General features: G+C 67.4%; 10 protein-coding genes. 9 read left to right on the forward strand and 1 reads right to left on the reverse strand.

The genetic code is table 11. The features are described from left to right. Positions 1-897: a ChaN family lipoprotein gene (locus AC07OD_RS20055; RefSeq protein ID WP_494597864.1), complete on the reverse strand. Its 897-nt coding sequence runs from the start codon at positions 895-897 to the stop codon at positions 1-3. Positions 898-969: 72 nt separating this feature from the next. Here AC07OD_RS20055 and AC07OD_RS20060 point away from each other — a divergent pair, with 72 nt between their 5' ends. The 9 genes from AC07OD_RS20060 to AC07OD_RS20100 all read left to right on the forward strand — a co-directional run bounded on the left by AC07OD_RS20060 (position 970) and on the right by AC07OD_RS20100 (position 14,606). Beyond that, the gene (locus tag AC07OD_RS20060) at positions 970-2,970 is read left to right on the forward strand and encodes a type IV pili methyl-accepting chemotaxis transducer N-terminal domain-containing protein (RefSeq protein ID WP_494597865.1); all 2,001 of its coding nucleotides are present in this window, start codon (positions 970-972) and stop codon (positions 2,968-2,970) included. 59 nt (positions 2,971-3,029) lie between these two features. Next, on the forward strand, positions 3,030-3,731 hold the full coding sequence (locus AC07OD_RS20065) for a response regulator (protein ID WP_218297400.1): 702 nt from the start codon (positions 3,030-3,032) through the stop codon (positions 3,729-3,731). A 341-nt stretch (positions 3,732-4,072) separates the two neighbouring features. Then, the gene (locus tag AC07OD_RS20070) at positions 4,073-5,365 is read left to right on the forward strand and encodes an MFS transporter (RefSeq protein ID WP_218297312.1); all 1,293 of its coding nucleotides are present in this window, start codon (positions 4,073-4,075) and stop codon (positions 5,363-5,365) included. 19 nt (positions 5,366-5,384) lie between these two features. Then, positions 5,385-6,803: an MFS transporter gene (locus tag AC07OD_RS20075; RefSeq protein ID WP_218297311.1), complete on the forward strand. Its 1,419-nt coding sequence runs from the start codon at positions 5,385-5,387 to the stop codon at positions 6,801-6,803. Between the two features lie 34 nt (positions 6,804-6,837). Then, positions 6,838-10,641, forward strand: coding sequence for a nitrate reductase subunit alpha (locus AC07OD_RS20080; protein WP_494597866.1), 3,804 nt, complete (start codon positions 6,838-6,840; stop codon positions 10,639-10,641). A 23-nt stretch (positions 10,642-10,664) separates the two neighbouring features. Beyond that, positions 10,665-12,188, forward strand: coding sequence for a nitrate reductase subunit beta (gene narH, locus AC07OD_RS20085; RefSeq protein ID WP_492245694.1), 1,524 nt, complete (start codon positions 10,665-10,667; stop codon positions 12,186-12,188). A 21-nt stretch (positions 12,189-12,209) separates the two neighbouring features. Continuing rightward, on the forward strand, positions 12,210-12,911 hold the full coding sequence (narJ, locus tag AC07OD_RS20090; RefSeq protein ID WP_218297308.1) for a nitrate reductase molybdenum cofactor assembly chaperone: 702 nt from the start codon (positions 12,210-12,212) through the stop codon (positions 12,909-12,911). Then, a complete protein-coding gene (gene narI, locus AC07OD_RS20095) occupies positions 12,908-13,642 on the forward strand; it encodes a respiratory nitrate reductase subunit gamma (protein ID WP_218297307.1) in 735 nt (244 codons plus the stop codon). The genes narJ and narI overlap by 4 nt, the downstream gene beginning before the upstream one ends. 157 nt (positions 13,643-13,799) lie before the next feature. Next, on the forward strand, positions 13,800-14,606 hold the full coding sequence (locus tag AC07OD_RS20100) for a peptidylprolyl isomerase (RefSeq protein ID WP_218341431.1): 807 nt from the start codon (positions 13,800-13,802) through the stop codon (positions 14,604-14,606). Position 14,607 lies beyond the last annotated feature (1 nt).

Here is a 14,607-nt window from a genome sequence, read left to right on the forward strand (position 1 = left end):
TCAGCCGCCCGTGCGCGCGCCCTGGCCCCACTGCTGGCGCAGTTCCGCGCAATGGTCTCGGGGCGGCGGGGCGGGGGTCTCGATCACCGCATCTGCTTCGTTTTTGATAGCTTCCTGCGCTTTTCCTGCTTGGGCCAGGGCCACCTTTGACCTGAGATCCGAGGGCCAGTGCGTGGGCACGCCCAGGCTGCGCAGCACATGGCCGCCGCCGGCCACCAGCAGCACGGTCTGGCCGGGGCGCAGGGCCTCCCGCGCGGTGCGGGCCATGCTGGCGTCGCGCGCGATCTGGATGCGGGCCATGGGGGCGATCTGCGCCTCGGGCAGCAGGCCGCAGTGGCCCTCGCGCAGCGCCTCGTGCTGGCGCTGCAGCGCGGCGGCGGGCAAGTGCCGGTCCCACGCGGATTCGCCCATCGCCGCGCGCATATCCGCGCGCGGCAGGTTGCCGCCCAGCACCGGCACGCCGGCGGCCACGGCGGCCATCACCACGGGGCCATAGGCCTGCCAGGGCCAGGCGGCGTCCTTCCATTGCAGGGCGGCCTGCACCTGGTCCGAGGTGGCGTCACGGGGCAGGCCGGTGGTGCCGTTCCCGCGCTCGGCCATCTCCAGCACCAGGGCCGCCAGCTGTCCGCGCGCCGCCAGCCACTGCACGGCCTCGCGCTGCAGGCGCTGGTGCTCGGGGGCATCGTGTTTTTCGCCCAGCAGCAGCACGTCGGCGGGCAGCAGGGCCTCAAGGCGAGCGGGCCAGGCGGCGGGCGACACCGGGGCGCTGGATTCAGGGCTGGCGCAGGCGCTCAGCGCCGCCGCCGTGGCGGCGGCCCAGGCCAGCGTACAAACCCGCCAGCGGCCACGGGCCGGGGCCGAAGACGGTGCAAAGGTGGTCGGGTGCTGTGTGTGCATGGGGCGATGCTACGCGGCCGCGACTTGACGCAGGTCAAGACTTCGGGCGAACCCCCTGCCTACACTGGGCCGATGCGCTCCAAGCCCACCCTGACCACCAAGCTCCTGGCGATGGGTGGAGGCTTTCTGCTCGTGGCCCTGGCCTCCATCAGCCTCACGCTGTGGGTGACCTGGAAGCTGGAGGGCGGCGCGGCCGCCGTCAATGAGGCGGGCCGGCTGCGCATGAACATGCTGCGCATGGTGCTGGTGCTGCAGACCGAACCGCCCGAGGCGGTGCAGGAGCGCGCCCGCCTGTTCGATGCGAGCCTGGAGCTGCTGCGCACGGGCGATCCTTCGCGGCCGCTGTTCGTGCCCTGGAGCGCCGAGACGCTCACGCGCTTCGACGCGATCCGCGCGCAGTGGGCGCAGGCGCGCAGCGGCTGGGTGGCCACGCAGCCACCCGACCGCGCGCGCACGCTGGCGCAGGCCGACGCGTTCGTGCAGCAGGTGGACGGCTTCGTCGACGCGATCGAGCTGCAGATCGCGGGCTGGACGGCCGCGCTGCACCTGTTCCAGCTGTTCATGATGGCGCTGGCCATCGTGGCGGCCGTGACCTTCATGGCCGTGAGCTACCTGCTCGTCATCAACCCCGTGGCGCGCCTGCAGCAGGCCCAGGCCCGGCTGCGCCAGGGCGAGCTGGGCACGCGCCTGCCGGTCGATACCGATGACGAGTTCGGCCAGCTCTCGGCGGGCTTCAACCTCATGGCGCACGCGCTGCAGGCCTCGCACGACGAGCTGGAGCACAAGGTGCGCGACAAGACCGCCAGCATCGCCGTGAAGAACCAGCGCCTGGCCGCGCTGTACGAGGTGAGCGCGCTGGCGTCCACCGCGGGCAGCCTGGAGCTGCTGGCCCAGGGCTTCGTGCAGCAGATCCGCCGCGTGGCCGGGGCCGACGCGGCGGCCGTGCGCTGGTCCAACGAGGCCAACGAACGCTATGTGCTGCTGGCCGGTGACGGCCTGCCGCGCTCCATGGCCGACGGTGAGCACTGCCTGCACACGGGCAGCTGCCTGTGCGGCCAGCCCCAGGCCCAGGCGCGCACGCGGGTCATTCCCATCACGCCGTCCACCCACGTCGCGCTGCCCCACTGCCGCGAAGCGGGCTTTGAAACCATGGTGACCATCCCCGTGCAGATGCAGCAGCGCCTGCTGGGCGAGGTGGACCTGTTCTTCCGCTCCCAGGTCGAGCTGACCGACGAGCTGCGCGACCTGCTCGAAGCCATGACGCGCCACCTGGCCAGCGCCATGGAGGGCCTGCGCGCGACGGCGCTCGAGCGCGAGGCGGCGGTGGCCGAGGAGCGCAGCCTGCTGGCGCGCGAACTGCACGACTCCATCGCGCAGTCGCTGGCCTTCCTCAAGATCCAGACCCAGCTGCTGCGCGACGCGGTGGCGCGCGGCGACGAGGCCAAGCGCGACCGCAGCATCGGCGAGCTGGACGTGGGCGTGCGCGAGTGTTATGCCGACGTGCGCGAGCTGCTGGTGCACTTTCGCACGCGCACCAGCGAGGAGGACATCGAGTCCGCCCTGCGCGCCACGCTGTCCAAGTTCGAGCACCAGACCGGCATGGCCACCGTGCTCAGCATGGTGGGCCATGGGCTGCCGCTGCCGCCGGACCTGCAGATCCAGGTGCTGCACATGGTGCAGGAAGCGCTGTCGAACGTGCGCAAGCATTCGGGCGCCACGCGCGTGGAACTGCTGGTGCACCGGCACCCGCGCTGGCGCTTCGAGGTGCAGGACAACGGCAAGGGCTTCGACGTGGCCAGCGTGCCGCCCGACTCGCTGCACGTGGGCCTGGGCATCATGCGCGAGCGGGCCCAGCGCGTGGGGGCGGCCCTGCAGGTCGAATCCGCGCCGGGCCAGGGCACGCGCGTGTGCATCGAGCTGCCCACGGTGACGGCCGCCGCCCCCATGCCTGCGCCGCCGGCGCACCCGCCCGCCACCCCGCCATCCGTGGCCCGCGCCTCGCGCGGCACGCCGCCCGGCGCGGACACCCCCTCTGCCGCCGCCACCAGCCCGGTGGCGGCGCACGCACCATGAACAACACCACCACCACCGCCCCTTTTCCGGCAGCTGTCCCTGCGCACCCGGACGCCCCGATGCAGCCGCCGGTGACCCTGCTCGTGGTGGACGACCACACGCTGTTCCGCCGGGGGCTGATCGCCCTGCTGGGGCAGGACGCGGGCCTCCTGGTGCTGGGCGAGGCGGGCGACGCCGCCGAGGCGCTGCGCCTGGCGCCGCAGCTGCGGCCCCAGGTGATCCTGCTGGACAACCACCTGCCCGGCGTGATGGGCGTGGACGCCATCCGGGGGCTGCGCGAAGTGGCGCCCGCATCGCGCGTGCTCATGCTCACCGTGAGCGAGGATTCGCAGGACCTGGCCGCCGCGCTGCGCAATGGCGCGCAGGGCTACCTGCTCAAGACCATCGACGGCGACCTGCTCGCCCAGGCCATCCGCCGCGCGGCACGCGGCGAGCCGGTGGTCAGCCCCGAGCTCATGGGCAAGCTGGTGGCGGCGTTCCAGTCGCAAGGCGCGCCCGAGGCGCCGCCAGCCCACGCCCTGGCGTCCGCGCCCGCGCCGCTGCAGGCCGATCCCGCGGGCGGTGTGGCGCCGCTCTCGCCGCGCGAGGAGGACGTGCTGCGCGAGATCGCGCGCGGCGCGAGCAACAAGGAAATCGCGCGCACCCTGGACATCGCCGAGACCACGGTGAAGATCCACGTGCAGCACATCCTGCGCAAGTTGGGCCTCACCTCGCGCGTGCAGGCGGCGGTCTACGCCTCGGACCGCCAGCGCACGGAGTAGAGGGTGCCCACGGCCGCCATCCCCGGTGGCCGCATGTGGTGATTTGCTACTGAATTGGTAGCTTCTGGCGTTTGTCCATCCAGCGCGAAAGCCTGTTTTCTTTCGATATCCAACCCCGGTGGACCCGGCATTGGCGGCCCGTGCGCGCGCGCCGGGGACTTTGCTGCACCCAGACGGCCCCGGTGTCCATAGTTCCTTCGGACGATGCGCGGGCCTCGCGGCGCCCTCCGGCCTAGTCCTTCTGCCGTGGCGCGGGTGTGCTTGCGAAGGATGTTCAGGGCGGCCCTGAAAACGGACCATACAGCCATACCCCAAAGAGAAGAAGGAAGAGGAACCGCGCAATGGCACACACCACCTTGCCCCCGGGCGAAAGCCCACAGCGCACCCGCCAGGCTTGGTCGGTGCTGATCGTCAGCACCTTCGCATTCACCGTCTGCTTCATGGTCTGGATGATGTTCGGCGTCATCGGCATCCCCATCAAGAAGATGCTCAACCTGAACTCCACGCAGTTCGGGCTGCTCATGTCCATGCCCGTGCTCACGGGCTCGCTGGTGCGCGTGCCGCTGGGCATCTGGACCGACCGCTTCGGCGGCCGCATCGTGATGGCCGCCGTGATGGCGACCACCGTGCCCGCCATCTGGATGATGGGCTACGCCACGGAGTACTGGCACTTCCTGACGATCGGCCTGTTCGTGGGGCTGGCGGGGGGCTCGTTCTCGGTGGGCACGCCCTACGTGGCGCGCTGGTTCCCCAAGCACCGCCAGGGCACGGCCATGGGCGTGTATGGCGCGGGCAACTCGGGCGCAGCCGTGAACAAGTTCGTGGCCCCGGTGCTGCTGGTGGCCTTCGGCTGGACCATGGTGCCGCAGGTGTACGCGGCCATCATGCTGGGCACGCTGGTGCTGTTCTGGCTGTTCAGCTACAGCGACCCGGCCCACCTGGTGGGAAGCAACGTCAAGTTCACCGACCAGCTCAAGGCGCTCAAGGACCCCAAGGTGCTCAAGTACTGCCAGTACTACAGCATCGTGTTCGGCGGCTACGTGGCGCTGTCGCTGTGGATGGTGCAGTACTACGTGGGCGAGTTCGGCCTGGACATCCGCGTGGCGGCGTTGCTGGCCGCCTGCTTCTCGCTGCCCGGCGGCGTGCTGCGCGCCATCGGCGGCATGCTGTCCGACAAGTACGGCGCCCACAGCGTGACCTGGTGGGTGATGTGGGTGAGCTGGATCTGCCTGTTCCTGCTGAGCTACCCGCAGACCGACTTCACCATCGCCACCGTCAACGGCCCGAAGACCTTCCACATCGGCCTGAACGTCTACCTGTTCACCGGCCTGATGTTCCTGCTGGGCATTGCCTGGGCCTTCGGCAAGGCCAGTGTCTTCAAGTACATCAGCGACGACTACCCCCACAACATCGGCGCCATCAGCGGCATCGTGGGCCTGGCCGGCGGCCTGGGCGGCTTCATCCTGCCCATCCTGTTCGGCGCGCTGATGGACATCACCGGCATCCGCTCCAGCGCTTTCATGCTGATGTACGGCGTGGTGTGGGTGTCGCTGATCTGGATGTACTTCACCGAAGTGCGCAACACCCGTCTCATGGGCTCGCCGAACGCCGCCGCACCGGCTGGCGCCCGCTGATTTTTCAAGGAACCTCACCATGTCTGCCACCACCACCAGCGGGCGCCAGGGGCGCCTGCTCACCCTCTGGGCTCCGGAGGACAAGTCGTTCTGGGAGCGCGAAGGCGAGGCCGTCGCCAAGCTCAACCTGTGGATCTCGGTGCCCGCGCTGTTCCTGGCCTTCGCCATCTGGCAGGTCTGGAGCGTGGTCGCCGTGAGCCTGCCGGGCCTCGGGTTCAAGTATTCGACCAACCAGCTGTTCTGGCTGGCGGCGGCGCCCGCGCTCTCGGGTGCCACGCTGCGCATCTTCTATTCATTCATGGTGCCGCTCGTGGGCGGACGCCGCTGGACGGCGATCTCCACCGCCTCGCTGCTGATCCCCGCCATCGGCATCGGCTTTGCGGTGCAGGACAACACCACGGCCTACCCCACCATGCTCATCCTGGCGCTGCTGTGTGGCCTGGGCGGCGGCAACTTCAGCTCCAGCATGGCCAACATCAGCTTCTTCTTTCCGAAGGAGCGCAAGGGCTCGGCGCTGGGGGTGAACGCGGGCCTCGGTAACCTGGGCGTGTCGGTGGTGCAGTTCCTGAGCCCGCTCGTGGTCACGGCCGGCATCTTCGGCATCTTTGGCGGCGAAGGCCAGACCATCGTGAAGAACGGCCAGACCGTGCAGGTGTGGACGCAGAACGCCGCCTTCATCTGGGTGCCATGGATCGCGCTGACGGCGCTGGCCGCCTGGTTCGGCATGAACGACATCGCCGACGCGCGCGCCTCGTTCGCCGCGCAGGCCGCGATCTTCAGGCGCAAGCACAACTGGCTGATGTGCGTGCTGTACCTCGGCACCTTCGGCTCGTTCATCGGCTATGCGGCGGGCTTTCCGCTGCTCATCAAGAGCCAGTTCCCCGGCGTGAACCCCCTGGCCTATGCCTGGCTGGGCCCGCTGGTGGGCGCCGTGATCCGCCCCTTTGGCGGCTGGCTGGCCGACAAGCTCGGCGGCGCACGCGTCACGCTGTGGAACTTCATCGTCATGGCCATCGCGGTGGTGGGCGTCACGTTCTTCCTGCCCTCCGGCGGCCCCGGCGGCAACGAAGGCCAGTTCGCGGGTTTCTTCGTGTGTTTCCTGGTGCTGTTCCTCACCACCGGCATCGGCAACGGCTCCACCTTCCGCATGATCCCCGTGATCTTCCTGACCGAAGCCATGCGCGGCGTGGACCGCAACGACCCGGCCGCCATCGCGCATGCCAACAAGGAAGGCAACACCCTGGGCGCGGCCACGCTGGGCTTCACCGCCGCCATGGCCGCCTACGGCGGGTTCTTCATTCCCAAGAGCTATGGCAGCTCGATTGCCCTGACCGGCAGCCCCCATGCCGCGCTGTGGACGTTCTTCGCGTTCTACATCGTCTGCATCGTCATCACCTGGTGGCACTACGCGCGCAAGAACGCCGCCATGCCTTGCTGAGCACACCTGAACAAGACAGAACAAGGAGCCCCCGATGAGCCATTTCCTCGATCGCCTTTCGTACTTCTCGCAGCCCCGCGAGACCTTTGCCCAGGGCCACGGCGAAACCAACGGTGAAGACCGCACCTGGGAAGACGCCTACCGCGACCGCTGGGCGCACGACAAGATCGTGCGCAGCACGCACGGCGTGAACTGCACGGGCAGCTGCAGCTGGAAGATCTATGTCAAGGGCGGCATCGTCACCTGGGAAACCCAGCAGACCGACTACCCCCGCACCCGGCCCGACCTGCCCAACCACGAGCCCCGTGGCTGCGCGCGCGGCGCCAGCTACAGCTGGTACCTGTACAGCGCCAACCGCGTGAAATACCCCATGGTGCGTGGCCGCCTGCTCAAGCACTGGCGCGCCGCCATCGCCCTGGCCAAGAGCCCGGTGGACGCCTGGGCCAGCATCGTCGAGAACGACGCCTCCAAGCGCGAATGGCAAAAGCAGCGGGGCCTGGGCGGCTTCGTGCGCAGCACCTGGGACGAAGTCAACCAGATGATCGCCGCGGCCAACGTGTACACGATCAAGAAGCACGGGCCGGACCGCATCATCGGCTTCTCGCCCATCCCGGCCATGTCGATGATTTCGTACGCCGCTGGCTCACGCTACCTGAGCCTGATTGGCGGTGTGTGCATGAGTTTTTACGACTGGTACTGCGACCTGCCACCCAGCAGCCCGCAGACCTGGGGCGAGCAGACCGACGTGCCCGAGTCGGCCGACTGGTACAACAGCTCGTACATCATTGCCTGGGGCTCCAACGTGCCCCAGACGCGCACACCCGATGCGCACTTCTTGACCGAGGTGCGCTACAAGGGCACCAAGGTCGTGTCCATCACGCCCGACTATTCCGAAGTGGCCAAGCTGGGTGATCTGTGGATGCACCCCAAGCAGGGCACCGACGCTGCTGTGGCCATGGCCATGGGCCATGTGATCCTGAACGAGTTCTACTTCAAGGACGGCGGCAAGGGCCGCTCGGCGTACTTTGACGACTACGCACGCCGCTACACCGACCTGCCGCTGTTGGTGGTGCTGAAGGAAAAGACGCTGCCCGATGGCCGCACGGTGATGGTGCCCGACCGCTATGTGCGCGCCAGCGACTTCCCCGGCCAGCTCGACCAGTCCAACAATCCCGACTGGAAGACGGTGGGTTACGACGAGCTGGGCCAGGTCACGCTGCCCAATGGCTCCATCGGCTTTCGCTGGGGGGCCGACGGCCGCTCCGACCAGGGTCTGTGGAACCTGGAGAACAAAGAGGCACGCACCGGCAACACCGTCAAGCTCAAGCTGTCGGTGATCGAGGACGGCGCGCAGGCCCATGACGTGGCTGATGTGGCCTTCCCGTACTTTGGCGGTGTGGCAACGCCCAACTTCACGGCCAACGAACAAGGTGGCGACGTGATGGTGCGCCGCGTGCCGGTGAGCCACCTGGAGCTGGCCGGGCACGAAGCCCAGGGCCGCGTGATGGTGGCCACGGTGTTCGACCTGCTGGCAGGCAACTACGGCATTGACCGGGGCCTGCCCGGCGAAGAGCCCGGTGGCGGTTACGACGCCGACCGCCCCTACACCCCTGCCTGGCAAGAGGCCATCACCGGCGTGCCGCGCGAGCAGATCATCACCGTGGCGCGCCAGTTCGCCGACAACGCCGACAAGACGCATGGCAAGTCCATGGTGATCATCGGCGCGGCGATGAACCACTGGTACCACTGCGACATGAACTACCGCGGCATCATCAACATGCTGATGCTGTGCGGCTGCATCGGCCAGAGCGGTGGCGGCTGGGCGCACTACGTGGGCCAGGAAAAGCTGCGGCCCCAGACCGGCTGGACGGCGCTGGCGTTTGCGCTGGACTGGATCCGCCCACCCCGCCAGATGAACAGCACGAGCTTCTTCTACGCCCACACCGACCAGTGGCGCTACGAGAAGCTGGGCATGGAGGAAATCCTCTCGCCCCTGGCCGACAAGAAGGCCTACCACGGTGCGCAGATCGACTACAACGTGCGCGCCGAGCGCATGGGCTGGCTGCCATCGGCTCCCCAGCTCAAGACCAATCCCATGCAGGTGGCCAAGGATGCCGCTGCCGCGGGTATGGACGCGAAGGATTACGTCGTCAAGTCTCTGAAGGACGGCACGCTCACGATGAGCTGCGAGGACCCGGACCATCCGTCCAACTGGCCGCGCAACATGTTCGTGTGGCGCTCCAACATCCTGGGCTCGTCGGGCAAGGGGCATGAATACTTCCTCAAGCACCTGCTGGGCACCACCCACGGCGTGCAGGGCAAGGACCTGGGCAAGGACGAAGCCAAGCCCGAGGAAGTGCAGTGGCACACCCACGCGCCCGAAGGCAAGCTGGACCTGCTGGTCACGCTCGACTTCCGCATGAGCACCACCTGCCTGTACTCCGACATCGTGCTGCCCACGGCCACCTGGTATGAGAAGAACGACCTCAACACCAGCGACATGCACCCCTTCATCCATCCGCTGTCCACCGCAGTGGACCCTGCATGGCAGGCCAAGAGCGACTGGGAGATCTACAAAGGTTTCGCCAAGGCCGTGAGCGAGGTCAGCGTGGGCCACCTCGGCGTCGAAAAGGACGTGGTGCTCACGCCCATCATGCACGACACCCCCGGTGAAATGGCGCAGCCCTATGGCGTGCGCGACTGGAAGAACGGCGAGTGCGAACTCATTCCCGGCAAGACCGCGCCGCAGGTCACGGTGGTCGAGCGCGACTACCCCAACCTCTACAAGCGCTTCACCGCCCTGGGCCCCTTGATGGACAAGGCCGGCAATGGCGGCAAGGGCATCGGCTGGAACACGCAGACCGAGGTGGGCCAGTTGGGTGACCTGAACGGCCGTGTGAAGGAAGAAGGCGTGACGCAGGGCATGCCCCGCATCGTGACCGACATCGACGCCACCGAAGTGGTGATGATGCTGGCCCCCGAAACCAACGGCCACGTGGCCTGCAAGGCCTGGGAGGCCCTGGGCAAGCAGACCGGGCGCGACCACGTGCACCTGGCGCTGCACCGCGAGGACGAAAAGATCCGCTTCCGCGACATCCAGGCGCAGCCGCGCAAGATCATCAGCTCGCCCACCTGGTCGGGGCTGGAGAGCGAAAAGGTCAGCTACAACGCCGGCTACACCAACGTGCACGAGTACATCCCATGGCGCACCCTCACGGGCCGCCAGCAGTTCTACCAGGACCACCCGTGGATGCGTGACTTCGGTGAAGGCTTTGTGAGCTACCGCCCACCGGTGCACCTGAAGACGCTGCACGAGGTCGAAGGCAAGAAGCCCAACGGCAACAAGGAAATCCAGCTGAACTTCATCACGCCGCACCAGAAGTGGGGCATCCACAGCACGTACAGCGACAACCTGATGATGCTCACGCTGAACCGGGGTGGCTCGGTGGTGTGGCTGAGCGAAGACGACGCCAAGGTCGCCGGCATCGTGGACAACGACTGGGTCGAACTCTTCAACGCCAACGGCGCCATCGCGGCCCGCGCGGTGGTGAGCCAGCGCGTGAACCCCGGCATGGTGATGATGTACCACTCGCAAGAGAAGATCATCAACACCCCCGGCTCCGAGATCACCGGCACGCGCGGCGGCATCCACAACTCGGTCACCCGCATCGTGCTCAAGCCCACCCACATGATTGGTGGCTACGCGCAGTACAGCTACGGCTTCAACTACTACGGAACCATCGGCACCAACCGCGACGAGTTCGTGCTGGTGCGCAAGATGGACCGCGTGGACTGGCTCGATGACGAGCCAACGTCCAGCGCAGCAGCCCACGCCTGAAGCCGAAGACAAGGAGAAACACGATGAAAATTCGCGCACAAATCGGCATGGTGCTGAACTTGGACAAGTGCATCGGTTGCCACACCTGTTCCGTCACCTGCAAGAACGTCTGGACCAGCCGCCCCGGGGTGGAATACGCCTGGTTCAACAACGTAGAAACCAAGCCCGGCATTGGCTACCCCAAGGAATGGGAAAACCAGGACAAGTGGAACGGTGGCTGGGTACGCAGCCCGGACGGCTCCATCGCGCCCCGCCAGGGCGGCAAGTGGAAGCTGCTCATGCGCATCTTCGCCAACCCCAACCTGCCGCAGATCGACGACTACTACGAACCTTTCACGTTCGACTACGACCACCTGCAGTCCGCGCCCGAGAGCAAGGCCGCGCCCACGGCCCGCCCGCGCAGCCTGATCACCGGCAAGCGCATGGAGAAGATCGAGTGGGGCCCGAACTGGGAAGAAATCCTGGGCGGCGAGTTCAGCAAGCGCAGCAAGGACAAGAACTTCGACGATGTGCAAAAGGACATCTACGGCCAGTTCGAAAACACCTTCATGATGTACCTGCCGCGCCTGTGCGAGCACTGCCTGAACCCGGCGTGTGTGGCGTCGTGCCCCAGCGGCTCGATCTACAAGCGCGAGGAAGATGGCATCGTGCTGATCGACCAGGACAAGTGCCGCGGCTGGCGCATGTGCGTCTCGGGCTGCCCCTACAAGAAGATTTATTACAACTGGCAGTCGGGCAAGGCCGAGAAGTGCATCTTCTGCTACCCGCGCATCGAGGCGGGCCAGCCCACGGTGTGCTCGGAAACCTGCGTGGGCCGCATCCGCTACCTGGGTGTGCTGCTGTATGACGCAGACCGCATCCAGGAAGCCGCCAGCGTGGAGCGCGACCGCGACCTGTACCAGGCGCAGCTCGACATCTTCCTGGACCCGAACGACCCCGATGTGATCCGCCAGGCCCGCATCGACGGCATTCCGGACAGCTGGATGGACGCCGCCCGCAACAGCCCGGTCTACAAGATGGCCGTGCAATGGAAGGTGGCCCTGCCGCTGCACCCCGAATACCGCACGCTGCCCATGGTCTGGTATGTGCCGCCGCTCTCGCCCATCACGGCTGCCGCCAACGCGGGCCATGTGGGCGTGAATGGCGACATTCCCGATGTGTCGCAGCTGCGCATTCCCGTGCAGTACCTGGCCAACCTGCTGACCGCAGGCGACACGGGGCCCGTGGTGCGGGCGCTCGAGCGCATGCTGGCCATGCGCACCTACCAGCGCGACAAGCATGTGGAGCAGCGCCAGAACCTGGCCGTGCTCAAGCAGGCGGGCCTGTCGATGGCCGAGGTGGAGGAGATGTACCACGTGATGGCGATTGCCAACTACGAGGACCGCTTCGTCATCCCGTCGGCCCACCGCGAGTACGCCGAGAACGCGTTCGACATCCGGGGCGGTTGCGGCTTCTCGTTTGGCAACGGCTGTTCCGATGGCGCCACCGAGACCAGCATGTTCGGCGGAAAGAAGCCCCGCACGATCCCGATCAAAGCCACGGTCTGAAGCACAGGCAAAGGAATCACCATGTTCAAGAAGAACCCGACCTCCGTGCGCCTGACCCTGCGCGCCCTGGGCTACCTGCTGAGCTACCCCGATGCGCAACTGCGCAGCGTGATGCCGCAGCTCATCGACGCGCTGCAGGTGGAGCAGGCGCTGACCCCCGAGCGCATGGCCGAACTCGAAGCCGTGTGCCAGCACCTTGCGGCAATCGACCCGCTGGAAGCCGAGGCCCGCTACGTGGACAACTTCGACCGGGGCCGCCAGACCTCGCTGCACCTGTTCGAGCATGTGCACGGCGATTCGCGCGACCGGGGGCCGGCGCTCATCGACCTGCTGCAGACCTACGACAAGGCGGGCCTGAAGTTCGAAGCCGAAGAGCTGCCCGACCACCTGCCCGTGGTGCTGGAGTTCGCCTCCACCCAGCCGGTGGAGGTGGCCAGGGAGTTCCTGGGCGAAATGGCCCACATCCTGAACGCGCTGTTCAGCGCGCTGGTGGCGCGCAACAGCCCCTATGCCAGCGTGATTGCTGCGGTGCTCGAAGTGTCGGGCCAGCGCGTGCAGTCGGTGGCGCTCACGCCCGAGCCGTCCATGGACGAGGCCTGGGCCGAGCCCGAAGCGTTTGGCGGTTGCAGCACCCAGGGCCAGTCCAAGCCCGACCAGCCGCAGCCTCTGCATTTTGTTCGTACCCCCCGCGCCGAGCGGGCACCAGAAGGAGTCTCCGTATGACCGCCTGGCTTGACACCCTGTTGTTTGGCATCTATCCCTATATTTGCCTCGCTGTCTTTTTCATCGGCAGCTGGGCGCGGTTCGACCGCGACCAGTACACCTGGAAAAGCGATTCCTCCCAGCTGCTGCGCACCGGCAGCCTGCGCTGGGGCAGCAACCTGTTTCATGTGGGGGTGTTGTTCCTGTTCTTTGGCCATACCGTGGGCATGCTCACACCGCACTTCTTGTATGAGCACTTCATCGGCGCAGGCGCCAAGCAGCTCATGGCCATGGTGTCGGGGGGCATTGCAGGCCTGATGGGTTTCGTGGGCCTGTCCCTCCTGCTGCACCGCCGCCTGTCGGATGCGCGCATCCGCGCCACCTCCAAGACCAGCGACATCCTGATCCTGGTGCTGCTGTGGGTGCAACTGGCGCTGGGCTTGGCCACCATCCCGCTGTCGGCACAACATCTGGACGGCTCCATGATGATGCGCCTGGCTGAGTGGGGGCAACGCATCGTCACTTTCCGCAGTGGCGCGGTCGATCTGCTGGCCGGTGCGGGTTGGATCTTCAAGACGCACATGTTCTTGGGCATGAGTATCTTCCTGATCTTCCCCTTCACCCGCCTGGTGCATGTGTGGAGCGGCTTTGGCACGCTGGCCTATGTGCTGCGCCCCTATCAGGTAGTGCGTGCGCGCCGCCTGAACCTGCCGCCCGGCCACATGCAGTCGCAAGACCGCCGTGGCGCTTGATTTCGCATCACAAAAGGAGCACACCATGAGCGGATGTGGAACCGGTAGCTGCGGTTGCGGCACCAGCGCAACCAGCCAGAGCGCCCCCCAAAGCATGCTCTCCCCGGAGCAGACGGCCGCCTACGAGGCGCTCTCCGCCACGGTAGGAGCGACTGCCATGGCAGACTCGCCCGCCATGGCAACCCCTCAGCCCATGGGGCAGGCCCCGGTGGCGCGCATCAACGGCGTGGCATTGAATTCAACGGCCGAGTGGCTGGATGAGGAGGCCCTGCGCCAGCGTGCCTGCACCGAGCTGCTGCGACAGGCGGCCCAGCAAGGCGGCCTGCTGGCGCAGGACGACGTGCCGGGTGTCGAAGGCGCCATCAGCACCGAGGCCTCGAATGCCATCGAGCAGCTGCTGGAGCGCGAGCTGCCCATCCCCGACCCGTCGGAAGAAGCCTGCCGCCGCTACCACGACGCCCACCCTGCGGCACACGCCCATGGCGAGCGGGCCCAGCTGCGCCACGTGCTGTTCGCCGTGACGCCGGGCGTGGACGTGAAGCAGCTGCGGCTGCGTGCCGAGGCCATGTTGATCGACCTGCGCTGCGCGGACGATGGTGGCGCGAAGTTTGCCGAGGCGGCTGCGCAGTGGTCCAACTGCCCCAGCGGCCAGCAAGGCGGCGACCTGGGCTGGCTGACCCGCGCCGACTGCGCCCCCGAGTTCGCCCGCGAGGTGTTTGGCAGCGCCGAGATCGGCGTGCTCGCACGCCTGGTGCACAGCCGGTTTGGCCTGCATGTGGTGGAGGTGGTGGCCCGCGACCCGGGGCAGCAGCCGTCGTTCGAGGAAGTGCGCCGGGCCATCGCCCTCACGCTGCGCCAGCAGGCCTGGGTGAACGCCCTGCGCCAGTACCTGCAGGTGCTGGCGGGCGCGGCCGTGGTGGAAGGCGTGTCGCTGGACGCGGCCGACTCGCCGCTTGTACAGTAGT

The sequence above is a fragment of the Acidovorax sp. GW821-FHT10E03 genome (assembly GCF_059415205.1).